Annotated in this window: 13 protein-coding genes; 4 read left to right on the top strand and 9 right to left on the bottom strand. The window is 58.6% G+C overall.

The annotated features are described in order from the left end of the window. Positions 1–22: 22 nt before the first annotated feature. From EL257_RS03615 to EL257_RS03605, 3 genes are read left to right on the top strand one after another with little or no spacing between them, the layout of a single operon-like run. Positions 23–4,573 carry a neuraminidase-like domain-containing protein gene (locus EL257_RS03615; RefSeq protein ID WP_126359903.1) on the top strand — a complete coding sequence of 1,517 codons (4,551 nt, stop codon included), beginning with the start codon at positions 23–25 and terminating at the stop codon, positions 4,571–4,573. Then, positions 4,570–9,048 carry a SpvB/TcaC N-terminal domain-containing protein gene (locus EL257_RS03610; RefSeq protein ID WP_126359901.1) on the top strand — a complete coding sequence of 1,493 codons (4,479 nt, stop codon included), beginning with the start codon at positions 4,570–4,572 and terminating at the stop codon, positions 9,046–9,048. Before EL257_RS03615 ends, EL257_RS03610 begins: the two co-directional genes overlap by 4 nt. Further along, positions 9,045–11,879, top strand: coding sequence for an RHS repeat domain-containing protein (locus tag EL257_RS03605; RefSeq protein ID WP_126359899.1), 2,835 nt, complete (start codon positions 9,045–9,047; stop codon positions 11,877–11,879). Before EL257_RS03610 ends, EL257_RS03605 begins: the two co-directional genes overlap by 4 nt. Before the next feature lie 110 nt (positions 11,880–11,989). On the opposite strand, the gene EL257_RS03600 is transcribed toward EL257_RS03605, so the two are convergent. The 3 genes from EL257_RS03600 to EL257_RS03590 are packed head-to-tail and all read right to left on the bottom strand — an operon-like array spanning position 11,990 to position 16,742. Then, entirely contained in the window at positions 11,990–13,549 is a 1,560-nt protein-coding gene (locus EL257_RS03600; RefSeq protein WP_126359897.1) for an FGGY-family carbohydrate kinase, read from the bottom strand. Beyond that, complete coding sequence (locus EL257_RS03595) at positions 13,546–15,141, bottom strand: glycerol-3-phosphate dehydrogenase/oxidase (RefSeq protein WP_126359895.1); 1,596 nt, start codon at positions 15,139–15,141, stop codon at positions 13,546–13,548. Before EL257_RS03595 ends, EL257_RS03600 begins: the two co-directional genes overlap by 4 nt. After that, complete coding sequence (locus EL257_RS03590) at positions 15,138–16,742, bottom strand: FAD-binding oxidoreductase (RefSeq protein WP_126359893.1); 1,605 nt, start codon at positions 16,740–16,742, stop codon at positions 15,138–15,140. Before EL257_RS03590 ends, EL257_RS03595 begins: the two co-directional genes overlap by 4 nt. 187 nt (positions 16,743–16,929) lie before the next feature. On the opposite strand from EL257_RS03590, the gene EL257_RS03585 reads away from it, so the two are divergent. Then, positions 16,930–17,946 (top strand): AraC family transcriptional regulator, encoded by a 1,017-nt coding sequence (locus tag EL257_RS03585; RefSeq protein ID WP_126359891.1) that lies wholly within the window; start codon positions 16,930–16,932, stop codon positions 17,944–17,946. 173 nt (positions 17,947–18,119) lie between these two features. Here EL257_RS03585 and EL257_RS03580 read toward each other — a convergent pair whose 3' ends face one another. The 6 genes from EL257_RS03580 to EL257_RS03555 all read right to left on the bottom strand — a co-directional run bounded on the left by EL257_RS03580 (position 18,120) and on the right by EL257_RS03555 (position 24,769). After that, on the bottom strand, positions 18,120–18,488 hold the full coding sequence (locus EL257_RS03580; RefSeq protein WP_126359889.1) for a glyoxalase superfamily protein: 369 nt from the start codon (positions 18,486–18,488) through the stop codon (positions 18,120–18,122). Between the two features lie 197 nt (positions 18,489–18,685). Further along, a complete protein-coding gene (locus EL257_RS03575; protein ID WP_126359887.1) occupies positions 18,686–20,143 on the bottom strand; it encodes a D-aminoacylase in 1,458 nt (485 codons plus the stop codon). A 1-nt stretch (position 20,144) separates the two neighbouring features. After that, positions 20,145–21,005, bottom strand: coding sequence for a MurR/RpiR family transcriptional regulator (locus EL257_RS03570; protein ID WP_126359885.1), 861 nt, complete (start codon positions 21,003–21,005; stop codon positions 20,145–20,147). A 15-nt stretch (positions 21,006–21,020) separates the two neighbouring features. Then, on the bottom strand, positions 21,021–22,370 hold the full coding sequence (locus tag EL257_RS03565; RefSeq protein ID WP_126359883.1) for a GntP family permease: 1,350 nt from the start codon (positions 22,368–22,370) through the stop codon (positions 21,021–21,023). 490 nt (positions 22,371–22,860) lie between these two features. Further along, entirely contained in the window at positions 22,861–23,754 is an 894-nt protein-coding gene (locus EL257_RS03560) for an NAD-dependent epimerase/dehydratase family protein (protein WP_126359881.1), read from the bottom strand. A 103-nt stretch (positions 23,755–23,857) separates the two neighbouring features. Continuing rightward, positions 23,858–24,769 carry a LysR family transcriptional regulator gene (locus EL257_RS03555; protein ID WP_126359879.1) on the bottom strand — a complete coding sequence of 304 codons (912 nt, stop codon included), beginning with the start codon at positions 24,767–24,769 and terminating at the stop codon, positions 23,858–23,860. Positions 24,770–24,833: the final 64 nt, after the last annotated feature.

Genomic DNA, 24,833 nt, shown 5'->3' with positions numbered 1-24,833 from the left:
GCTCGATATTCAAGGACCGAATATGACCGTTGAACTCAAGAAGCAGCTGGATGAAAGCCGACGCGATGCCATGCTCGCTTACTTCCTGCACCACGTAATACCGAACAACGATGCCACCCGGAACATCGGCATCAAGAGCGCTCAAGATCTCTACGATTACTGGTTGCTGGATGTGCTGGTCAGTCAGGACGTACCCACTACGACAGTGGCTTGTGCAATCGCCAGCCTGCAAAAGTACATCAACCGTATTCTCATGAATCTGGAACCCGGCTACGAAAAAGTGACATCGATGCCTGAGCGCACCCGGACATGGCACGAGGCTTTGAGCCAATATTCGACATGGTCTGCTTTTCAGCGCCTGCTCTGCTTTCCTTCGTCGTATCTTGATCCGGAACTGAGAACCTTCAAGAGCGATAACTTTCGCCAACTGGAAAGCGACCTCAGCCAGAACCGGATTCAAACCGACGCAGTGCGGGTCTCGGTACTTGCCTACCTCACGCGACTCGAAGTCATTACCAACCTGAATATCCTCAACGGCTATATCGACAGCGAGGATTTTGCCGAAAGTACTTATTACCTGCTTGGCAAGTCCCGCTCGGAAAACAGCTATTTCTGGTGCTCGCTGGATATGGCTGCGCGGCCCGTTATCACGCCATCTCCGGGTTTAACCGCCGTTCAGGCGAAACTGGATCAACCCGCTGCGCACGCATGGTCGCAATGGCAGAAAGCCGACATCCCGGTTTCTGACAACGCAATTGAACACACCATCCGACCGGTATGGTTCAACAACCGTCTGTTTATCATTTGGGCTGAGCTGATCACTCAAAATCGGGGAGTTGACCAGGCAGCACTAACTGAAACCGCAGCAGCAACAAACCGTCATTCGCTACTACGTCTGAACTTCAGCTTTCGCAGGCATGATGGCCATTGGAGTGCCGTACAAACCCCCATCCAAGATCATATCGAAGCGGACAGTGCTGCGAGTGCGTCAGTGGCGTCGCTCAAGAAAAGAGTCGGCACCATCGCAATCAATCACAAGAGTAAAGACCAGGACTTCCTGTTCATTTCCTTGCAGGTCAAAGCGTCCGCTGACGATAGCAAGGCGCCCACTTTTTGCAAAAACGTGTTCATGGATAGAAACCTCTACATCGAACTCGACGACTGTCAGAACGATGCCGGGTTACCGTTTAACCGCAACCTTTTACTGGCCGACCAAACGGAAAAACTTCTCAAAACGATCGAGCCACGACCCTTCCAACACAGGATGCATATACCGAAGAAATTCAAGCTGATACACAACCCGATCTATCACTCGCCCTCGATATCACCACAAATCCGAAGGCTGCAAAGCCTGATCCTTCAGCCGCACGAAAAGTGGCAAGACGAAACCCTGACGCTCCCCTTCCAACCCAGTGAGATTGCCGAGGATCTGTTGGGTGGGCCAACACGAACACTCAGTTTCAAATTTGGCAGCGCGGACATGACGCTGGTGTTTGCCAGTGAACTGTCAAGCCATCCATATATGCCTTTGCGCAGTGGATCGACCCTGACACATCCGAAACTCGTCCCTACCCACTTGTATATCCTGGAAATCAGCCAGCCCGAACTCACCACCTGGATCCGAGCGTCCAACCTGAATTTTGCACTCAAGGATCGAATCAATGCGCTGAACTTTACCCATGAGACCAGCGGGGAGCTTGATACAAAACTCATTTCCACCGACGCTTTGAAGGAGTTGATCAACGCAGCCGAAAATCCCGCCCGCAGTATTACAGTGGAAGTAAAAATATTCGGTGGCAACCGTCAAGACAGGATTGAAAGCTCCAGGCCTGAGTCGTTTTCCCTGACTCACAAGCTGAAAGTAGAGTTCGTCGTCGCTGAATCCTCGACTGCAACGTCCACACATTTCACAGAAATCAAAAAAACTGTCGGACTGTCCCCGTTGCCACAAAGCAGTTTTGACTACACGTGGAAAGCGCCGGATTTAGTCTCGACAAAAACATTCATTCATTATGGGTTCAATGTAACTCCCGGCAACGGCTCCCCTTTGTTCATCGGCAGATCCATAGAGGTCGTCGATATCACTGAGAAGAAAACGCCACCGGTCATCAAAACCATATCAAATCCCGACCTTGCGCAATTCATCGACTTCTCCGGCTCTTCAATCGCCAGCAGTGACGACAAACAGAGTCAACGTCAGTCGATCAGAGTGACGACGGCATTTGCCGCCGAACTGATCAAACGTACCGAGAACAGCCTCGACGAGCTTTTTTCCATAGAGACTCAACGTCTGCCGGAACCTGCCGTAGAAGGCGAGTCAGCGCAGAATCTCGACTTTCATGGACCGTTTGGCCGTTACTTCACAGAGTTGTTTCTTTACCTGCCATGGTTGGTCGCGCATCGCCTGAACGTTGAAGAGCAATACGACGCGGCGCAGCAATGGCTGAATCACGTTTTTTCGCCGCGAGACAGAACGACCGGTTACTGGGGCGCGACGCCACTTCTCGATAGCGATGCTCCCATCGCCTTTATGGATCAAGCTCCGCACGATCCCCATCAGATCGCCCTCATCCAGCCCGTACATTTCCGCAAGGCGCTGTATTTCCTGTATGTGGACATTCTGATCAATCGAGGCGACGCAGCTTTTCGGGAACGCACATCCGGAAGTCTCGCCCAGGCCAAGCTTTGGTACATGCAAACGCTCGAGCTGCTCGGGCAGCGGCCGGCCATCGAGTTGATCGATCAATGGACGCCGATATCGCTGCGAAGGCTCAGTGAGGCTAGCAACAAGAAGCTGCGCCGCCTTGAACCGCTTGTGGACAGCGCATCCAGCACTGCCATTGCGTCGGCTGAAAACAGCAGCAGCGTGTTTTGCTGCACTGTCGATAATCCGCGTTGGCGGATGCCCTTTCATCCGCATTTGCTCAAGCGTTGGGATATCGTCGAGAGTCGTTTGCATAACCTGCGGCATCACCTCGACATCGCCGGACGACCTCTGCACATACCGCTGCATGCTCCGGCCGCCAACCCGCGCGAATTGCTCCAGGCGCGCGCCTATACCAACACGCTCACTAGCACGAGCACCCGACAAGAGGTGCAAATCCCGCACTATCGCTTCAGTGCCATGTACGCCCAAGCGCTGCATGCGGTGGAAGCCGTCATTCAGTCCGGGAATCTGTTGCTATCACTGATTGAACGCAGGGAGCAGGCTCATCTGCAGGAAATGCAGCAAGAGCAGTTGTGGCGTCTGGCGACAACCACAGTTGAACTGCACACCCAGGCGTTACAAGCCGACAGTGCGAACCGGGAAGCACTGCAGGCTGGTAAAGCCATCGTGCAAAAACGTCTGGAGCATTACCGGCAACTGCTCGATCAGGACGTCAGCGCTAACGAATCGGCCGCAGGTGAATTGCATCTGCAAAGCGGCACCTTCGAAAAACTGGCTTCGTCCTCTCAAGTGGTTGCGGGAGGCATCATGTTGCTGCCCAACATCATCGGTACAAGCTTTGGCGGCAGTCGACTCGAAGGCGCCGCCCACGCCGCCAGCGCGCTCATGCAGGTTTGCGCCACGAACGCCCGAACACAGGCCGGGCAACTGGATCGATCCGCCCAGTTTCAGCGTCGCCGGGAAGACTGGCTGCTCGCTCATGAGCAAGCCGAACTCGAAATTTCTCAGATCGACAAACAGCTGCAACATCTGAGTCAGGTTCAAAAAGGCACCCGCCTGCAATTGCGTCAGGCTGAAACGACCCTCAGTCAGGCCCGCGCCGTACATGATTTTCTCGGTAAGCGCTTCAGCCAGGCGCAAATGTATCAATGGCTGAACAGCCAATTCAGTGCACTGTACTTTCAAGCGTATGACGCCACCCTCGCCCTGTGCCGGGAAACAGAGGCTTGCTGGCGGTACGAAATGGCTGATTTCGATAAGTCTTTTTTTCAGCGCAATGTCTGGAACGCATCCTGCCGCGGCCTGGGCGCCGGAGAACAACTGAAAGTGAACTTGCTGCAAATGCACGCCGGGTACGTGCAGCGTCATCAACGCGATCTGGAGATTCGCAAGACCTTGTCGCTGCGCACGCTCAAGCAACAGGACGCCAACAGCCTGACTAACAAGACGTGGGACGAGATCAAAACTGAGCTGCAATCGGGGAAATGCGAGTTCGAAATGACCCATAGCATGTTCGAGAGCGACTACGCGGGTCAGCTGCATTATCTGCGCCGTATCAAGACCATCAGCATCTCCTTGCCGGCAGTGCTCGGACCTTATGACAACGTCCGCGCCATACTGACCCAGACTTCGAGCGAAGTGCATCTGGACAGAGCGAGCCCACCGAAAAGCATCAAGGATCTTCGCGTCAACCAGCAGATTGCGTTATCCGGCGGTATCGACGACAGCGGCATGTTTACATTGAATTTCAACGATGAACGCTATCTTCCGTTCGAGTACACCGGCGCGATTTCCAAATGGTGCCTGACCTTCCCCAATCCGCAAGGGCAAAAACAACTGCTGGATTCGCTGAACGACATCATCGTGCATGTCTGCTACACGGCGCGGGCGGGAGCGGCATCATGACCCTGCAAAAGCCCCTTTCGGTTAATGCCCCGACGCTGCCCAAGGGTGGAGGCGCCATTCAAAGTATCGGCAAGGGCCTGACAGAACTCGGTGCTCATGGGACCGCTCGCTATGAGATCGCCCTGCCGATTTCGCCAGGCCGCGGTTTTGCTCCTGTCCTCGCGCTGAACTATGCAAGCAACGCCGGCAACAGCATCTTCGGCATCGGTTGGGACATTTCCTTACCCTCCGTTGCACGCCGTACCGGCAATGGCGTACCGGCCTACGACCAGAACGATGAAATCGTCGGGCCGGGAGGTGATCTCTGGATACCCGAGCGCGATGAGAAAGGTCACTCCATCAGTCATCCAATCGATGTTTACAATGATTTGCGCCTGGAAACGAAGTACAGCGTCGTGCGCCACTTCCCACGGATTGAAACCACGTTCGAGCGTATCGAACACTGGAGTAGCGAGCGGGACAAAGTTGGCTTCTGGCTGGTTCACGGCACCGACGGCAGCCTTCACTTGTATGGAAAAAGTCCCACATCGCGAAGGGCCGACCCGCAACAATCAGACCGAGTGGGTGAATGGCTGCTGGAAGAAAGCGTGAACGCTCATGGCGAGCACATTCTCTACCAATATGACCTGCGGCACGGCCAACGCTATTTGCGGCGTATCCGCTACGGCAACTTCGAGGCACAGGCGAGTCTGTATGCATGGACGGCCACAGGCGCTGCCGATGTGCAGTGGCATTTCGAGCTGTTATTCGATTACGGCGCATTCAGTCCGAGCTTGACCGAGAAACCGGACGTTGAACAACAGGAGTGGCCGCAACGCAGCGATCCATTTGCGAGCTTTGCCTTCGGCTTCGAGTCAGCGACCAAACACCTGTGCCGGCAGATCTTGATGTTTCATCATTTTCCTGAAGAGATCGGCAGTACTGCGGTGCTGGTCAGGCGTCTGCTCCTCGAATATCGCCTGTCTGCCCTTGGTTACCATCAACTCAGCGCCGCCCATGACCAGGCCTTCGACGATGCAGGCCGGATCGACAGTCGCCCGCCTGTGGAATTCGGCTACAGCGAATTCAAATGCCCCGACGCATCGCGAGAATGGCAACCGCTCAAGCAGATGCATGGCCTCAACGACGGACAGCATTATCAACTGCTGGACCTGTACGGCGAGGGCATGCCGGGCATTCTCCACTGTGCCGGAGAAGACTGGTACTTCCGCGAGCCTCGCCGGGTCAAGGGAACAACAGATGGAGTGGCTTACGATCAGTGGCGTTCATTGCCGCGATTACCCGCAAGCTTCTCGACCGATCGCAGGCAAATGTCATTGTGCGACCTGACCGGTAATGGACGCCTGGACTGGCTGATCGTTAAACCCGGACTGACCGGTTTCCTGTCGCTGCAAGCTGACCGCGACTGGTCCGGTTTCGTCCCGCTCGACGCATTTCCCACGGAGTTTTCGAACCCTCAGGGGCAGTTGGCCGACTTGATGGGCGGGGGCCTCAATGATTTCGCGCTGATCGGATCGCGAAGCGTGCGTTTGTATGCCAATCGAAAAGCGCAGGGTTTCGCTGCGCCGCAGGACATCGCCCATTGCGAAGAAGGTGAAGGGCTACCCGTTATCAGCAACTCCTCGGCAGAGCTCGTCGCCTTCAGCGATGTACTCGGCAGCGGTCAACAGCATTTGTTACGCATCCGCCACGACGTGATCGAGTGCTGGCCCAACCTTGGACGCGGGCGCTTCGGCAAAGCAATCGTATTGGGATCGCTGAATCTGCCGGCCGAAATATTCGACGCGTCGCGGCTGCGCCTGGCCGATCTCGATGGCTCCGGCGCCGCCGACCTGATCTACCTGAAGGAAGACGAGGTACTGATATTCATGAATCGAGGCGGTGATAGCTACGCGCCGCCGGTCTCCCTGCCCTGGCCCAAAGGCACACGGTACGACGCGCTCTGCCAGGTCAGCGTGGCAGACCTGCAAGGCATTGGATGTTCGAGCCTGATTTTCAGTGTCAATCAAGGTCAGACCCGCCACTGGCGCTATGATTTTGTCGCGCAAAAACCTTACTTGTTGACGAGCACCAACAACAACATGGGGGTTGCCGAGCACGTTGTATATCGCAGTTCGGCACAAGAGTGGCTGGACGAAAAAGAGCAACTGGTTGGCGAGCAGCAGACCCCCATCTGTCACGTGCCCTTTGCCATGCACCTCGTCTCGCAGCAGAGTCGTGTGGATGAGATCAGCGGCAACCAGCTGACTCAGTCTCTTAGCTATAGACAGGGCTATTACGACGGCATCGAGCGTGAGTTCAGAGGCTTCGGCCTGCTGTTGCAGACTAACCGCGAACGTGATGCAAAAGCCGACGCGCCCTTCCTTACAACGCCTTGCCTGCTCAAGAAGTGGTTTCACACTGGGCAGTCGCTTGACCTGTCACTTCGCGGGCACGACACCTCGGACAAGAAGGCGCTGATGCCGGGCAAGACGCGACTCACGCGCCATGCGAGCGCTGACGGTGACCAACCCATCGAGACAGTGGCTGCCGGCAGCGAAGCAGAACTCGCCCGCGCGCTCATTGGCCGTTTGCTACGAACCGAGCTGTTCGCGCTCGACCCCACGCTCGATAAGCAGATCCTCTACAGCGTCGAACAAAACCGCTATGCAGTTCGCGTGCTGAAAGATGCAACGCCAGCAGAACGGCACATGAGATTGCTGCCGCTGTTGTGTGAATCCGTTTCGTATCAATACGAAGGGTTCGTGGACGACCCACAAGTCCAGCACGCCTTCAACCTGCGGCACGATGCTTTCGGCAACATCACGCACAGCGTAAGTGTCCGATTCGCACGGCGCCTGACCACCACAGATACCCCACCGTTTAGCGACGCTGATGAACAACAGTGGTGGCGCGACGCTCATGATCCGGCTCAGCAGTTTTATTACTTGAGCGAGACATGCGTGGAGCTCATTCATCTGCAAGATAACCAAGGATGGCGTCTGGGATTGCCCTATCGACAAAGGACAAATGCCCTGCGACTGCCCCGGCATCCCCTCGAAGGCGGCTTGCAGACAACAGACATCACCACCGAAAAACTTCTGAAACGGGTCAGCACAGCTACCTGGGAGGACAGCCGCGTGCTCGTTTCAATGACAGTGCAACGCTATCAGCACAGCAAGACTGGAAAAGTTCTGGACGACGGCGTCGCGCACATTGAAGCGCTGGTCGACCATCTCGAATCGGCGGAGCTGGATGAAACGTCACTCAAGGCTTTTGATGTGTTGGCGAAAGATCATTGGCCAGGAAAACCCAAGCTGGAGGCCAGCGGTTATCACCGCATGAGAGCTTTTTTGCCATCGTCTACGAAAGACTCAACCGTGTGGTCGATTAAAAGTGGCTTCCAGAACTACGCAGGCCTGCCGGGATTCTATCGGGCAAAAACCCTGCAAACGCACAAAAGCATCGGGTTGACCGAGATTACCTATGACGCTTATCAGTGCTTACCAACGCGCTTCAAATCACCTGATGACTGCACCACTGAAGTGACCTACAACTACCGGACTTTTCAACCGCAAAGAATCACCGATCCGAACGGCAACATCGAAGAGGGGCTCTTTGATGGTTTTGGCCATCTGCTCGCCAGCAGTTTCTATCGCAAACAAAATCAGACGCTCATTGGTTTCAGCCCCGTCGACGAATACCGTCGCCCAGCGTCAAGCGATGCGGAAAGCATCATCAAAAATCCGCAAGCGGCCATCCAGAAAATGGCCAGCGCATTGTTTTACCAATCCTGCGCATGGATGGGCCGCTTATCCACGGCAGCAAGGGCGGATGCCGCGTGGTTCAAGCGCTGCGTGGCCAATCAGGACTTGTTGCCGGATGGGCATATCCGCGCATCGGCGCGCTCGCGCCTGACAACTGCTCAAAGCCGAGATGCCGATGAGCAGAAGCTGTACGAGGAACTCCTCGCTTCGCCCCGCGTACCTGTGCGAGTTCTTGCCCTGTCTGCCGATCGGTTTGCCGATGACGAAACTCCCCGGCAGATCCGGATGAGCCTGACGGACTTCGACGGATTCGGTCGTACGCTGCGGCACAAACAGATGGTTGAGCCCGCCCCCGCCAGTGCCATCAAGGAGCCGAAGCCAACGTCAGAGGAAGGAACAACGGACGAGCCCCCTGTCACCCATAGATGGAGGGTCAGTGGGCGCGTCGAATACAACAACAATGGTTTGGCAGTACGAACCTATCGACCGTTTTTTGCCGATCAACTGGACACCATCAACGATGGCCCTGCGAGTACCACAGATCATTACGACGAACATCGCTACGACGCTTTGGGTCGGCTGATTGAAGTACGTATGGCCAATTCGAAAAATGAAGTCTGGCGACACAGGACCATGCGGCACCCCTGGTACACCGTTGAAGAAGACCCCAACGATACGCTCGGGGAAGTTTCGCCAACGGCAATGAGTACGACAGGAGGTGTGGCATGAGCAAAGGGATTCATTTCAGAACGCCGACAGTCAACGCAGTCGATAGCCGCGGGCTGAATGTTCGGCAAATAAACTATTACCGCAGCAAAGCTGAAGCCAGCGCGCAGGCACGAATCACTTCGGCGCATCACGACATCGCTGCACGCGTCTGGCAACAATGGGATGCACGCCAGACTGACACGTCGATGCCGGCGAGTATGAGCGTTATCAAGAGTTTCTCCGGCCGCGCTCTGCGACAGGACAGCGCCGATGCCGGCTGGCGTCTCAACTTTTTCGGTGACGCCGGCCAGATACTCGACGAGTGGGACCCGCTCGGAGGCCATTGGCAGACATCGTTCGATAATCAGATGCGCCCTGTCGCCATCACGCAAACATCGCCGCAACAGCCACCGCGTGTGGTCCAGCGTCTGAGTTACGGCGACAACTCGAGCGCCAACGCTGCGCTCAATCGATGCGCAGAATTGATCCGCCACGATGATGAGGCCGGCACGGTGCTGATTGACGAATACACATTCGGCTCGCAACCCGTCAGCCAAACGCGCCATTTTCTTCGGGGCGAAACACCCGTGGACTGGCCGCTGCAGCAATCGCAGCGCGATCTGTTGACCGAAGCTGGCCCCGGCTATCGGACCCAGTGGCTGTACGACGCCACAGGCGCGATCATCAAACAGACGGATGCCGGACAACATCAACATTGTTTTGCATTCGATGTCGCAGGACAGCTGAAGTCCGTCAGTCTGAAACTTGACGGCAGCCTCGACGAGATCATCTTGGCGAATGCCTTCGTTTATAACGCCGCCGGACAATTGCAGTCGCAGACATCGCGCAATGGCGTCACCAGCCATGCCGCCTTCGACACGGCCAACGGTCGCCTGACGTCGCTGAGAGCCACCGTATCCGGCGCCGCTATGCAGGATCTGCATTACCAGTACGATGCGGTTGGCAACGTGACGCAAATCGCAGACAAGGCTCAGGCCGTCAGGTTCGGCAATAACCAGAAGGTTGCGGCCATCAGCCGCTTTACGTACGACAGCCTGTACCAATTGACCAGCGCCAGTGGTCGCGAAGCCGCCAGTAACTCATCGCCATTGAAACTGGCCACCCTGCCCGCCCCCGCCATCGACGCCAGTCAACTGTTCAATTACACGCAGCACTACGAGTACGACGCCGGCGGCAACCTGGTCAAATTACGGCATCTCGGCGAGGGAAATCAGCACACCCGGACAATGAACATTGCCGAGGACAGCAACCGACTGCGTTCATGGAAACATGGCAGTAACGAGGCCGACACTCTCGCCGAATTCGACGCAAAGGGTAATCTGCTTAACCCGCATGCCGGGAAGAGTCTGCAGTGGAACCCGCGAAACCAACTAAGCAAAGTTGTACTGGTGCAACGCGAGGACGGTCGAAACGATCACGAACGTTACTTCTACGACAGCAATGGGCGGCGAGTGCGAAAAATCCATACCACCTACACATCATCGGGCATCCATTGCCATGAAGTGCGCTACTTGCCGGGAATTGAAATCAGCCATCGTGCGGGCCAGAAACTCGAAACCATCGACCTGGACACCGGTCGCGGTAGCGTTCGATGTCTGCACTGGCTTGAGGGCCGGCCATCGGGGATGGAAGCCGATCAATTGCGCTACAGCCTTGTTGACCATCTCGGGTCGCACACACTGGAGCTGGACCAACAGGCATCGCTGATGAGTCAGGAAGAGTATTTCCCTTTTGGCGGTACCGCCTGGTCGGCACATCGCTCAAACATAGAAGCGAGTTATCGAACTCTGCGCTACTGCGCCAAGGAACGCGACGCAAGCGGCCTCTATTATTATGGTGCTCGCTATTACGCCCCTTGGCTGCAGCGCTGGGTCAGCCCCGACCCCGCGGGAGCCGTCGACGGTTTGAACCTGTACGCCATGGCCGGGAATAACCCGTTGCGTTACGTCGATCATCACGGCGACCAAAAGCAGGATTTCAATGTGCGACAGGAACTGACGGCATACACCGGCATTGTCTCTGAGGTGAACAAACGGGTCGGCATACTCAATCATCAGCTCTACAACAGCATGAGAAAAAGGGACATCCTGAAAAGGTTATTTCAAAGCTATGCCTATAACGCCATCAGACATCTTTCGGCCCTCGGTGCAAGTCTGGTGGCTTTGCCGACGGGGCTGGTCGGTTCCGCAGCCGCTGGCGTAGCGACCTCTTTATCAATCGATGCCGCTGCCGGAAAAATCGACGCGACACGGCACTTGCCCGTTGCACTTTATCCCCAAGTGCAACGGCTCGATCCTGGCGCAATAGAGCATGAAGGAAGGACCGCCCTCCATAACGTGACGGCAAAACTGCAACATGCCAGAGCCGAGACGTTGAACCCCCGATCCGAAACCGGACAAAAGAACCTGGCGGTGATGGCGACCGGTTTCCTTCTGACGAAAGTGCTGGAAGTCAAAGGCGCATGGATTCCCAACTTCGAATCATCGACACAGGCAACGAAAGCTTTGGAAGGCCTGTCGGGACAAAAGATCGAGCGAATGAACAATGCACTGGCCCAACTCGATGACTTTCTGGAACAAGACAGCCATGCAATCACCGCCGCCTTCGATGCAACAGGCGTGGACGAGTTTTACCCGGAAGGCCTGAAGGGCCGGTTGGCGCAAACCACCGACCGTGCGGCCGTAGCTGTGGGGGTTGAACACTCGGGCCTTGTCAGCCGAGCGTCTCTGGCACGCGACATTGGTATCGCCCGTGCCACGATACAGCGAGCGCGTGAACTGCTGTTTCGGCTGAATGAACACAACCGATCCCACGGGCGTTTTTTTATCTGAAGACGGCGAGCGCCGTCTTTAGAAGAAGCAGCTGCCGTTGCGCTGTGCCGTGGAGACACGGCGCAGCAAAATAAACAGCCTGGGCATCTTTAAACGGAATCTGGTGGTTGCTATTCCGGGTACCCGGTAATTTTACGAATGCTCTGGTAAAGCGGTTTCAACTGGCGGTACATCCGCAAGTACACCTCTCTGTATAACTGATCGTAAACTTTCTGCGCTTCAGGTTGCGGCGTAAACACCGCGCCAACCCGCGTCATCGCCGCGATGGCCGCAGGAAAATCCTTGTGAAGCCGCAATCCCACCGCACAGCAAATCGCCGCCCCCAACCCGGATGCCTCATACACATGCGGGCGCTCGGCCGGCAGGCCAAAAATGTTCGCGGTCAGTTGCATTGCGGCATCACTTTGCGAACCTCCGCCAGCCACCCGCAGCCGCTTGATCGAGACATTCGAGCGCCGTTCGATACTCTCCATGCCTTGGCGCAACGCGTACGCCAGCCCTTCCAGAATCGCCCGGTAAATATGCGCGCGCGTGTGTACGTCGCCGAAACCGATCATCGCGCCTTTGGCTTCCACGCCCGGTTCACGAATTCCCGGCGACCAGTACGGTTGCAGCATCAAACCCATCGAGCCCGGCGGCACCGCGTTGACCAGCGCGTCGAACAGTTGCTCCGGCTCGATACCCTGCGCTTCGGCCTGTTGCATCTCGCGCAGGCCGAACTCTTTCTTGAACCAACTGACCATCCAGTAACCGCGATAAATCATCACCTCGCAGTTGTACTGATCCGGCATTGCCGAGGGGTACGGCGGAATCAGCGGGACGATTTCCAGATAGCGCGAGCGGGTGCTGGTGATCGTCGCGGTAGTCCCGTAGGAGAGACACACGGTAGCGTCATCGACGACACCCGAGCCGAGCACTTCGCAGGCTTTGTCCGCGCCCGCCGCAATCAGCGGCAGCCCTTCGGGAATACCGGTGTGACGAGCAGCTTCAGCGTTGATGTAGCCGAGGGTTTCGCGGGGTTTGTGCAGGCTCGGCAGTTGCTCGCGACGCACCGTCAGCGCTTGCCATTTCCAGTCGCGGGGCGCGGCCCATTTCAGCCGCTTGAAGTCGAACGGCAGATAGCCGACGCAGCAGCCGATCGAATCGACAAAGCGCCCACACAAGCGATGGGTGAGAAAGCCCGACAGCAGCAAGAATTTGTCGGTCGCCGCCCACACCTCCGGCTGATGACGGGCGATCCAATTGGCTTCGGCCTGGGCGCGAAAATAATCCACCGTCGCCTGCGCACCGACCAGCTTCAACAGCCAGCCCCAGGGGCCTTTGATGCCGCCATCGATCTCACTCTGACGTTGATCGAGCCACACAATCGCCGGGCGCAGTGGTTTCCCTTGAGCATCAACGTTGATCACCGTGCCGCGTTGCGTGGTCAGCGACACCCCGGCAATCCGCGAGCGATCAATGCCGGTTTGCGTCCACAGCAGCTGGCAGGCTTCGCCGAGTTTTGCCCAGTAATATTCCGGATCCTGCTCGGCCCAGCCCGGTTGCGTGGAGTAATAGGCCTGCAACTCGACCTTGCCTTTGCCCAGCAGATTGCCCTGCAGATCGAACAGCAACGCGCGCACGCTTTGGGTGCCGTTGTCGATCGCCAGCAGGTATTGTTTTTCCGTCATGGCGTGGCCTCCGGCAACCCATGGTCGCGCAGCCACAGCGCACGATAGCGCTGGATTTCCTCGTCCCAGCGCGCGTCGCTCCAGTCCAATCGCGGCTGACACAGCGTGCGCATCGCCGGGAAATAATCCTCGCCACCGCGTGCCAGCAACAGGCCCAAACGGGTGCGCCGCAGCAGCAAATCATCAAGGTGCAGAACCATTTCCGCCTCGCAAGCAAATGCCAGCTCTGCCCATAACGTCGCCGTGGCGCCCACCGTTTCGTGACCAAGTTCGGCGAGCAGTTGCGCCAGCCTCGGCAAGTCTCGGCCATGACGACCAGCGAGGCGCCGCCATTGATTCGTGCTCAGACCGTCAACAGCGTGTGGCGGCACGGCAGCGAACACCGGCGCGCCGTCATCGATGAACGAACGCCCGAGCATCGCCGCGCAGGCTTTGAGCACTTCGATGGCTTGCGGGCGAAACGTCGTCAGTTTGCCCCCGGCCAACGTCACGCAACCGGGCTCTTCCCACAGCACATGCTCGCGGGTTTCGTTCGACGGTTTGCCTCGATGATCGCCGGCCGCACCGCCGACCACCGGACGCACGCCGGACCAGGTCGACAGCACATCGTCGGCCGTCACTTCAGCGCCGGGAAATTGCTGTGCGCAGGCGGCGAGCAAGTAGTCGAGCTCTTCGCCACTGATGCTCGCGCTGTGATCCAGGTTTTCGCGATGATCGAGGTCCGTGGTACCGACCACCGTCGCGCCCTCCCAGGGAAACACGAACACCGGGCGCCGGTCGCTCGCATGCAGAAAAGTGAACGCCTGCGCCACCGGCAGACGCCAGCCCGGCAGCAATAAATGACTGCCGCGCAACGGGCGCAATTGCCGTGGCGCCTCGGTCGGCCGCAGCCGTTCAGCCCATGCGCCGGTGGCCACTGCGAGCACGCCGCAGCGCAATTGCAGTGAAGAAGCGGCCTCGCAATCCTCGACGTCCACGCCACTCACTCGACCGTCGTCGCGCCGCACATGGGTCACGCGCACGCCATTGAGCACCACGGCGCCGTCGGCCCGCGCTTCGCTCAACACGCGCATCACCAGCCGCGCGTCATCGGTCAGCGCGTCGACAAAACAGCTGCCACCGAGCAAGTCATCTTCCTTCACACCCGGCGCGAGGAATCGCAGTTGTTGCGCATCATGAAAACGATGGCTGCGCCGTCCCGCCAACGCGTCGTAGACACTCAACAGGCCACCCAACAGCCGAGGCCCGGGAAAGCCGCCGCGATAGTGCGGCATCATGAAACTCATCGGCTCAACCAGTCCCGGCGCTTCGTCGAGCAGGCGCTGACGCTCGCGCACCGAATCACGAGTCAGGCGCCACTGGCCCTTGGCGATGTAACGCAAACCGCCATGAACCATTTTCGACGATCGGCTGGACGTGCCCCAGGCGAAATCGCGCTGTTCCAGCAGCAGACAGCGCCAGCCCCGGCGCGCCGCTTCACGCAAAATTCCAGCGCCGCTGATGCCGCCGCCAATGACGATCAGATCCCAGGTTTGATCCGCCAGCGTCGGCATGATTTGCTCGCGCCACTGTGCGTTCCAGTCCGCCGTCATGGGTGTCGCTCCGGCAACAGCGTGCCGGGATTGAGGCGCCCGGCCGGATCGAAATGCTTGCTCAGCGCTTGCAGCGTATCCATCGCCAGCGCGCCCTTCTCGTGCTGCAGATACGCCGCGTGATCCTTGCCGACGCCGTGCTGGTGGCTGATGGTGCCGTGGTTGTCGACGATGGTCTGGCTGGCGACGTGTTTGAGTGCTTTCCAGCGCGCCAGCGTCGCGGGGTAATCGGCCGCCGGACGAAACACGTAGGTGGTGTAGATACTCGAGCCTTCGCCGTAAACGTGGGACAGATGGGTGAACACGTGCACCCGTTCCCCCTCGGCGGCCAAGGCGTCGCGCAGGCTGTTTTCGATGAGGCTGAGCAGACTGTCGACGTTGCTCCAGTCGGTGGCGGTTTCAAGGGTGTCGACCACGTAACCGGCGTTCCACAGATTCTCGCGCAGATAGGGAAAGCGGAAGCGGTTCTGAGCCCATTTCTTGCCGAGCAGCGTGCCGGTGAAGACGCCGCCGAACGCTTTCAGGTGTCGGCGTGCCTGTTTCAGCGATAGCGCATTCTGCTGGCGGTTGCCGGTGACGCCGAAGGTCAGCAGGCATTTGCCGTCGCTGGCGCCGCGCAGCTTGAGATATTTTTCCAGCCAGGCAATCTGCTGCGGATGTCCGGCCAGCGCCAATTGCGTTTCGGTTTCCACGGCGTTCGACAGGCGCAGCATCGACAACGGCACGCGCGCCTGCGCCAATTGGCGAATGGCCCTGAGTGCCTGCGGCCAATCCGGCAAGAACACACCGTAGAAACGTTCATCGGCGGGCAGCGCACTGACCCTGACCTTGACCTCGGAAATGACCCCGAAACGGCCCTCGCAACCCAGCACTACTTCGCGCAAATCCGGGCCGGCCGCTGACGCCGGGAAAGTCGGAATCTGCAGTGGGCCGGCGAAGGTTTCCAGGGTTCCGCCAGCGAATAACTGCTCGATCCGCCCATAGCGCAGCGACTGCTGACCGCTGGAGCGGCTGGCGACCCAACCGCCCAGTGTCGACAGTTCCCACGATTGCGGGAAATGCCCGAGTGTGTAGCCCCGCGCGCGCAATTGGCTTTCGACCTGCGGCCCGGTGGCACCGGGGCCGAAGGTCGCCAGCAAGCTCTGTTGATCGAGGTCGATCAGACGATTCATCCGCGCCAGCGAAACCGTCACCACGGGTCGCGCAGATTCGGGCGGGTTGATGTGCCCGGCCACCGAGGTGCCGCCGCCGTAGGGAATCAGGCACAGATTCTGGTCATGCGCCAGTGCCAGCAACTGGCGAATCTGTCCGGCAGTTTCGGGGAACGCCACGGCATCCGGGTAACGACCCAGCGCACCTTCGCGCAACGCCAGCCAGTCCGGCAGGCTCTGGCCGCGAGCGTGCAACAAGCGATCGTGGGCATCGACGCTGTATAAGCGATGCGCCATCAGACGCGAAGCCGGTACTCGTGCCAGCGCCGTTTCCAGCGAGGCGTCCGGTAAAGCCCGGCCAGTGCCGAGGCGTTCATGGAGAAATCTCGTGCCCTGGGCGGGCAGTTCGACCACTGTGGTTGCCTCGCCCCAGCCGTTCCAGCGTCGCATGCGTGTGTCCTTTTCTGCCGTTGGATCAAGCTTGCATACTAGTCAGTGCGGGAAAAGTGTCACGGTCGTATCCGGCCAGTCGCTGTAGCCATTGGCGCCAATCGTCAGGTCATTTACTTTCGCCGCACAATCCACTTAGCTGGCGACACTCATTCGCCCATGCGTCGCCGATCAAAGGACCGCGAACATGCCTTCGCTTGGCTTCACCTCCGTCCCGCCATTGCTCAAATACCTGCGCCATGCCGAACAGTTGGGCATGGCGATCGAACCGGCGTTGGCGGCGGCCGGGTTGCACGCCCAGCAGTTGAACGACAATACGTTGCGCCTGCCCGGTGAGGCCCACGAGCGGCTGCTGGCGTATTTCTGCGAACACTCGGGCGATCCGTTGTTCGGGCTTCACGCGGCGAATTTTGTTCTGCCCAACTCATGGAGCGTACTCGGTTACATCACCATGAATTGCGCAACATTGGGCGATGCGATGAGCCGGATCATGCCGTTCGAAAAACTGGTCGGCGACATGGGCGTGAGCCGCGCCGAAGTGCACGACGATCATGTGCATCTGATCTGGACGTGCCGCTACGAGCGACCGCAGATCCGTCGCCATCTGATAGAAAATGTGCTGGGTTCGTGGCTGCAATACGCGCGCTGGATTGCCGATACGCAGCTATCCCCCGCCGGCGTGTGGCTGGAACACCCGTGCCCGGTCGCAGTTTTACCTGCGCAATACGACGCCTTTTTCGATTGCCCGGTGTTGTTCGATCAGGCGTATTCGGCGCTGATCGTGCCGCTGTCTTATTTGCAATTGCCATTACGCCAGGCGGACGCGCAGCTGCTGCGAACGCTGGAAGAACATGCGATGGGCTTGCTGGCGACGCTGGAGGATGCGTCGTTGGCGCAGCAGGTAAAAAACATTCTGCGCGGTTTGCTCAAGGAGGGGCTGCCGCGCAAAGAGCAAGTAGCCGAACAGCTCAGCGTGTCGGTGCGCACCTTGCAGCGACAGTTGCAGCAGGCAGGGACGTCGTATCAGCAGATTCTCGATGATTTGCGTCAGGAGCTGGCGGAGCATTATCTGCTCAACAGTACGCTGGCGATTCAGGACATTGCGCAGTATCTGGGTTTCACCGAACCGCGCTCGTTTCACCGCACCTTCAAAACTTGGCGCGGGATGCCGCCGGGGGAGTTTCGGCAGCGGCATCGGCGGTGAATGCACTGGCCTCATCGCTGGCAAGCCAGATTTCCCAATGTCCCAGTCGTGAACAAAAAACATGTAACTGGCGCGAAACCCTGTGGGAGCTGGCTTGCCAGCGAATACGGTCTGACATTCAACACCTGTGTGACTGAACCGCCGCTTTCGCAACAAGCCCGGCTGCTGCCGTTTTACAGGCTGATCGCGTTGGTGAACACCAACCGATTACCAAACGGGTCGGCAATGGTCATGTCCTGGCTGCCCCACGGCATCGCCTGGATCTGTGGGTGGGAGAATTTGTAATCCTTGGCGATCAATTGCTGCTGAAATGCCTCCAGCTCATCGGTCTCGATGCGCAGCGCCGAACCGGGACTCGCGTCGCCATGATGCTCGGACAGATGCAGCACACACTCGCCGCGAGACACCTGCAGATACAACGGAAAATTCGCCTCGAAGCGATGCTGCCAGTCGATCTTGAAACCGAGAAAGTCGACGTAAAACTCGACGGCTTTGGCTTCATCGAAGATCCGCAGGATCGGTGTGGTTTTGCCGAAGCTCATGGGGTGCTCCCTGACTGGTTGGCCCGACAGTGTAGCTGGGCTGGATGTCAGGGATTCGGCTTGATGATGGCTTTCTTTAATCTCAGAGTGCCATCATTAAATAAAATCAAAAGATCGCAGTCTGCGGCAGCGGCTGCATTGGAATGCGATCTCCTGTAGGAGCTGCCGCAGGCTGCGATCTTTTTGCTTTATGCGACTCAATGAAATCCTTCGCGCAAATCCCCATCCCTCGGCAAAAACCGGCCTGCCCTGCGCCCATTCGCCTGGCCATCGCAATAACTCAACACGCCGTTGACCCAAACCCCATCAATCCCCTGCGCCGCTCGCTGCGGATCGTTGAAATCGGCAACATCGCGTACGGTTTCAGGATCGAACAACACCAGATCAGCCCAATGCCCTTCACGAATCTCGCCCCTTTGCTTCAAACCAAAGCGCGCGGCTGACAGACCGGTCATCTTGTGCACTGCGGTGTGCAGCGGAAACAGGCCGACGTCGCGACTGAAATGTCCGAGCACCCGTGGGAAAGCGCCCCACAGACGCGGATGCGGGAACGGGTCTTCCGGCAGTCCGTCAGAACCGACCATCGACAGTGGGTGGGCGAGGATTCTTCGTACATCCGCCTCGTCCATGCCGTAGTAAACGGCGCCTGCCGGCTGCAGGCGTTTCGCCGTCTCGAGCAACGGCTCATTCCATTCGGCGGCGATGTCGATCAGATCACGGCCGCTGACTTCCGGGTGCGGCGTCGACCAGGTAATGGTGATGCGGTGGGCGTCGGTGACTTGCTTGAGATCCAGCGTCGAAGAACTCGCCGCATACGGGTAGCAATCGCAACCGACCGGATGAGTTTTCGCTGCCTCTTGCAGCGCTGCGAGCAACTGCGGACTGCGTCCCCAGTTGCCGACACCGGCGCATTTGAGGTGAGAAATGATCACCGGTGATTGCGCGTGACGGCCGATCTGGAATGCTTCGTCCATCGCCTCCAGCACGGGTGCGAATTCGCTGCGCAAATGGGTGGTGTACACCGCGCCGAACGCCGTCAGCTCTTCGGTCAGTTGCATTACTTCATCGGTGGAAGCGTTGAAAGCACTGGCATAGGCGAGACCTGTGGATAAGCCCAACGCACCCGCTTCGAGGCTGTCGCGCAATTGCTCGCGCATGGCAGCGATTTCCCCAGGCGTCGCGGTGCGGAACAAGTCGTCGAGGTGATTGCTGCGCAGCGCCGTGTGACCGACGAGTGCGGCAACGTTGAGCGTGGTGTGGGCCGCTTCGACCGCTGCGCGGTAGTCGCTGAAACGCGGGTAAACAAACGCCGCTGCCGTGCCGAGCAAGTTCATCGGATCCGGTGGATTGCCCTTCAGGCTGACCGGCGCAGCGCTGATCCCGCAGTTGCCGACAATCACTGTGGTCACGCCCTGGCTGAGTTTGGGCAACATCTGCGGCTGGCGAATCACAACCGTGTCGTCGTGGGTGTGGACGTCGATGAAACCCGGCGCCAGCACCCGGCCGGCGGCATCGATTGTTTCCGTGGCGCTGGCGTCGTGCAGGTCGCCGATGTGTTCAATGCGACCATTCACAATCGCCACGTCGGCCTTATAGCCTGGGGTGTTGCTGCCATCGATGATCAAGGCGTTGCGGATCAGCGTGTCGTACTGCATGTCAGTCTCCCAGCGGCAGGTGATCGTCGCCGCCACGGTATTCGTCGAGGGCGAGTTTGATTCGCCGCAGACGTTCTTGATTGTCTTCAGGACTGGCCAGCGCCAGCTCGGTGGCGAGCACGTCGATGGCCAGCAGCATGCCGTAGCGCGCCGCGGTCGGTTTGTAGATGAACGAAGTTTCCGCGCCTTGCAGCGGCAGCACGACGTCAGCCAGTTCGGCCAGCGGCGAATCGCCGCGCGTGATGGCGAGAATGCGTGCGCCGTAGTTGCGCGCCAGCTCTACCGTTTCCAGCAGCTCCGGGGTGATGCCGGTTAGCGAGCAGACGATCAGCACTTGCTCGGCGTTCAAACTGGCGGCGGTGACGCGCATCATCACCGCGTCGTGACACACCGCAATCGGGTAGCCGAGCCGCACCAGACGCACCTGCAATTCGTCGCTACAAAGGGTTGAGCAACCGCCCATGCCGAAGGCGTGAATCATCCGTGCCTGGCTTAACAGTTTCACTGCGTCGGCGAATCTTGATTCGTCGAAGCCGGCCAAATGTTGGCGCAAGGTGGTTTCGATGTCGCCGACGATCTGCCGGTAAAAAGCCGATTGCTCGGGTGTCCCCGCCGGGTCGAGAAAACGGCTGCCGACGCCGCTGGCCTGGGCCAGTTGCAGGCGCAGATCGCGCAGGTCGCGGCAGCCGACAGTGCGGGCGAATCGCGACAGCGTGGCGGTACTGACCTCGGCCCGTTGCGCCAGCTCTTCCAGGCTGGCGCTGGCGGCGAAACCGACATCGTCGAGCATCAACCGGGCGATGCGGCCCTCGCCGGCGCTGAAGGAATCCTGGCGGGCGCGGATCTGGTAGAGGATGTCCATGGCGGCGGGCTCCGGTTACAGCAGGTAAGAAAGGCCGATGGTCAGCGCGAAAGCGACCAGCGAGATCAACGTCTCGAGCACGGTCCAGGTCTTGAACGTCTGCGCGACCGTCATGTTGAAGTATTCCTTGATCAACCAGAAGCCGCCGTCGTTGACGTGGGAAAAGATAACCGAGCCAGCGCCAGTCGCCAGCACCAACAATTCAGGGTGTGGATAACCCAGACCGATGGCCACCGGCGCGACCACACCGGACGCAGTGGTCATCGCCACGGTCGCCGAGCCGGTGGCGATGCGCATCAACGCCGCGAACAACCAGCCCATGATCAGCGGCGACAGATGAAATTCGTGGGCGAGACCGACGATCTGATCGGTGACGCCCGCCTCGACCAGAATCCGGTTCAAGCCGCCGCCAGCGCCAACCAGCAAGGTGATGCTGGCGGTCGGTGCGAGGCATTCGTTGGTGAATTTCAGAATCGATTCGCGGTTGAAACCCTGGGCGATGCCCAGCGTCCAGAAACTCAACAATGTCGCCAGCAACAGGGCGATCACCGAGTTGCCGATGAACAACAGAAATTGGTTGAAGCCGCTGCCCGGCGTGGAAATCAGATTGGCCCAGCCGCCGATCAGCATCAACACCACGGGCAGCAGAATAGTCGCTATGGTGATGCCGAAGCCCGGCAGTTTGTCGCGCGGTTCGCGGTCGAGGAACTGCTTTTCCAGAGGGTTGTCCGCCGGCAGTTGAATGCGCGGCACGATGAACTTGGCGTAGAGCGGGCCGGCGATGATCGCTGTCGGAATGCCGATGGCAATCGCATACAGCAATGTTTGCCCAACCGACGCCTGATAGGCCTGCACCGCGAGCATCGCTGCCGGATGCGGCGGCACCAGCGCATGCACCACCGAAAGGCCGGCGACCATCGGCAAACCGACCATCAGAATCGACACGCCGACCCGCCGCGCCACGGTGAATGCAATGGGCACCAGCAGAACGAAACCAACTTCGAAGAACAGCGGCAAGCCGACAAGAAACGCGATGCAGACCATCGCCCAGTGCGCGTTTTTCTCACCGAACTTGTCGATCAGTGTGCGCGCCATCTGCTCGGCGCCGCCAGACTCGGCCATCATCTTGCCGAGCATCGTTCCCAACGCGACCACCAGCGCAATGTGCCCCAGCGTCTTGCCCACCCCCGCCTCATAAGCCCCGACCACGCCCGACGGCGGCATCCCCGCCACCAATGCCAGGCCAATGGAAATCAGCGTAATGACGATGAACGGATTGAGCCGATAACGGGCGATCAACACGATCAGAGCGATGATGGCGACGGCGGCATAGACCAGCAGCCAATAGCCGAAGGAAGGCGTCATGCGGTACTCCTCGAAAGGGTCACGTTCGAATGGGTTGTGAAACTCATAAATCATTTCGAGATCGAGATTTCAAACCACATGAAAGTAATTTTCGTGGAGAGGTAAGGTGTGTCGCTGACGGATACGTCTTGTCGCGATTAATGAAAATCGCAGGGCGGAATTTTCATGGCTTTCTGGCCACCACAAAGTCCCTGTGGGAGCTGGCTTCCCAGCGATGACGGCGGCAAGTTCAACATGGGTGGCGACTGATCTAGCGCTATCGCTGGCAAGCCAGCTACCACAGGAATTACAGTTCCCAGGCAGAACGCAGTCAACCTGTAGGAGTGAGCCTGCTCGCGATTGCGGTGTGTCAAAACCCAATTATTTGACTGACACAACGCTTTCGCGGGCAGGCTCACTCCTACAATTTTTGATCACATTCCTCCTGGCAGAACGCGGCCACCTGTGGGAGCGAGCCTGCTCGCGAATGGCTTCACTCGGTGCACTGAAATCACACCATTTCGTTACGAATCCATTCAACCACTGACGTGCGCTTCGGCGCCCAGCCCAGCATTTCGCGGGCGTGTTTGCCGCGCACGCGGCTGTTGGAACCCAAGCCATAGTTGGCCATTTCATAGCCCCATTCGGCTTCGGCGTCCTGCAGCGGCCAATCTTGCGGCTGGCCCAGATTGAGGGCTTCGGCCATGGCGGTGGTCATGTCGATGAATGAGGCTTCACCGCTCTCGACAAAGTAGAAAGTGCCCGGCACGTTTTGGGTCAGCGCCAGTGAATACAGGGCGACGACGTCTTCGATGTGCACGTTCGACCAGATATTCTGGCCAGTCCCTACGTGGCGAACGACAGCACTTTTGCGCGCCTGTTTCAGCAGTCGCGGCAATTGCACGCTGTCGCGTTTGACGCCCAGGCTGTGACCGTAGATCAGCGTGTTGCAGATCACCGCCGAATTTACGCCGTCCTTCGCCGCGGCGAGGATCAGGTTGTCGATAGCCACGCGCGCAGCTTTGTCGGCGGTTGGCTCCGGCAAGTTGTCTTCGTAATAGATGACGTCACTGGATTTACCGCCCGAAGCGTCGCCGACGATGCTCGAACCGCTGGTGTGCAGGAACACTTTGTTCGAACCGCGCAAAGCGTCGAGCAAGGCTTCGACCGCGCCGCGATGATCGCTGCTGGCGGCGTTGATTACGGCATCGGCGGCACGCGCCTGGTCTGCCAGCAACTGGCTGTCTTCAAGGGTGCCGATGACCGGAGTGATGCCCAATGCGTTGAGCTCGCTGGCCTGTTCGGCGCTGCGCACCAGACCGGTGACGGTATGGCCGGCCTGCACCAGACCGGTCGCGATGGAACCACCGATAAACCCGGCGGCGCCGGTAATGAATACGTTCATGGAGAAACTCCCTGCGTGGATAAGTGATGGGACGAGTATCGACCGCGGCGGCCGAGGGAAAAACCCGCTCCCGGCCAATTCACTCTTGCGCAGGGGTCACGAATCAGCCTTTGAAATCGGCGCTGGCGTATGCGGCCAGTTTGCTCTGAATGAAATCGAGAAAGCACTGAATGCGCAGGGCCAGCTGCGAATTACGGTAGTACACCGCGTTGATCGGCTGGCGATAACCGCTGTTGAATTCGCCAAGCAGCACCTTCAGGCGCCCGGCGCGGATGTCATCGATGGTCATGAAGTGCGACAGGCAGGCGATGCCCTGACCTTCCAGCGCCAGATGGCGCACGGTCTCACCGCTGGAGGCGCTGATCGCCGGAGTGATGGGCCAGCGATCACCATGCACGTAGCGCAGCGGCCACTGGTTGAGGCCCTCGTTCTGGGTGAAGCCGAGCAAAACGTGTTGGGCAAGATCCGCCACTTGCTGCGGTGCGCCATGTTTTTTCAGATATGCCGGACTGGCGACGATCAGCAACGGGCTGCAGCCAAGCGAGCGCGCGTGCAGCGTCGAATCGGCGAGGGCGCCGATACGGATGGCGATGTCAGTGCTTTGTTCCAGTAGATCAATAATCAGATCGTTGCTGTTCAGTTCGAGTTGAATGTCCGGGTAAAGATCACGGAATTCATCGATGTAAGGAACAATGGCATGCAGCATGAACGGCGATGCCGCATTGATTCGCAGGCGCCCGGACGGGGTTTGCTGGCGCGACGACAGACGCTCTTCGAGTTGATCCATCTGATCGAGAATCAGCTTGGCCTGCTCGAAGAAATACTTGCCCTCCTCGGTCAGGTCCATGCGCCGCGTGGTGCGGTTGATCAACGTGGTGTCGAGCTTGGCTTCCAGCCGCGACAGCGTACGACTGACCGCCGACGGCGTCTGCCCGACCTGCTCGGCGGCGGCGGAAATCGAACCGCATTCGATCACGCAGACAAAAATCTGCAACTCATCGGATCTGGCTTTCACGGCTTCCCTCTTTGAAATCGCCAAGATCGCAGCCTTCGGCAGCTCCTGCATTGGAATGCATTGC

Origin of the sequence: Pseudomonas fluorescens (assembly GCF_900636825.1) — a bacterium.
Classification (GTDB): Bacteria; Pseudomonadota; Gammaproteobacteria; order Pseudomonadales; family Pseudomonadaceae; genus Aquipseudomonas; species Aquipseudomonas fluorescens_BG.
The sequence above is the reverse complement of the archived record's forward strand: the minus strand, read 5'-3'. Positions and strand labels throughout refer to the sequence as shown.

What these genes read in the sequence shown, in the direction of transcription:
- EL257_RS03615 (WP_126359903.1), top strand. Translation starts at nt 23, where the DNA reads ATGACCGTTGAACTCAAGAAGCAGCTGGATGAAAGCCGACGCGATGCC.
- EL257_RS03610 (WP_126359901.1), top strand. Translation starts at nt 4,570, where the DNA reads ATGACCCTGCAAAAGCCCCTTTCGGTTAATGCCCCGACGCTGCCCAAG.
- EL257_RS03605 (WP_126359899.1), top strand. Translation starts at nt 9,045, where the DNA reads ATGAGCAAAGGGATTCATTTCAGAACGCCGACAGTCAACGCAGTCGAT.
- EL257_RS03600 (WP_126359897.1), bottom strand. Translation starts at nt 13,549, where the DNA reads ATGACGGAAAAACAATACCTGCTGGCGATCGACAACGGCACCCAAAGC.
- EL257_RS03595 (WP_126359895.1), bottom strand. Translation starts at nt 15,141, where the DNA reads ATGACGGCGGACTGGAACGCACAGTGGCGCGAGCAAATCATGCCGACG.
- EL257_RS03590 (WP_126359893.1), bottom strand. Translation starts at nt 16,742, where the DNA reads ATGCGACGCTGGAACGGCTGGGGCGAGGCAACCACAGTGGTCGAACTG.
- EL257_RS03585 (WP_126359891.1), top strand. Translation starts at nt 16,930, where the DNA reads ATGCCTTCGCTTGGCTTCACCTCCGTCCCGCCATTGCTCAAATACCTG.
- EL257_RS03580 (WP_126359889.1), bottom strand. Translation starts at nt 18,488, where the DNA reads ATGAGCTTCGGCAAAACCACACCGATCCTGCGGATCTTCGATGAAGCC.
- EL257_RS03575 (WP_126359887.1), bottom strand. Translation starts at nt 20,143, where the DNA reads ATGCAGTACGACACGCTGATCCGCAACGCCTTGATCATCGATGGCAGC.
- EL257_RS03570 (WP_126359885.1), bottom strand. Translation starts at nt 21,005, where the DNA reads ATGGACATCCTCTACCAGATCCGCGCCCGCCAGGATTCCTTCAGCGCC.
- EL257_RS03565 (WP_126359883.1), bottom strand. Translation starts at nt 22,370, where the DNA reads ATGACGCCTTCCTTCGGCTATTGGCTGCTGGTCTATGCCGCCGTCGCC.
- EL257_RS03560 (WP_126359881.1), bottom strand. Translation starts at nt 23,754, where the DNA reads ATGAACGTATTCATTACCGGCGCCGCCGGGTTTATCGGTGGTTCCATC.